General features: G+C 43.7%; 1 protein-coding gene. It reads left to right on the top strand.

Annotated elements, in window-relative coordinates:
• Nucleotides 1-231 (top strand): hypothetical protein (locus ACNG5D_RS16210; protein ID WP_418184557.1); only part of this gene is annotated, 231 nt, incomplete at both ends.

The raw sequence follows: 231 nt of genomic DNA, 5'->3' as shown, positions 1-231 counted from the left end.
TAGTAGTCACAAACTCTGATAGCGCTTCTGGCACTTGTCCTCTTGTTGTTACTAGAACATATACCATTACGGATGCTTGTGGGAATACTGTTAATGCATCGCATACCATTAATGTTGAAGATACTACCAATCCTACAGCCTCTAACCCGAGTACCATTACTGTACCTGGAGGTCCTGCTCCTGCTCCTGATGTTACGGTCGTAACTGATGAAGCTGATAATTGTGGGAACA

Source organism: Algibacter ulvanivorans, assembly GCF_048381495.1.
Classification (GTDB): Bacteria; Bacteroidota; Bacteroidia; order Flavobacteriales; family Flavobacteriaceae; genus Algibacter_B; species Algibacter_B ulvanivorans.
This window is presented reverse-complemented; position numbering and strand designations above follow the sequence as displayed.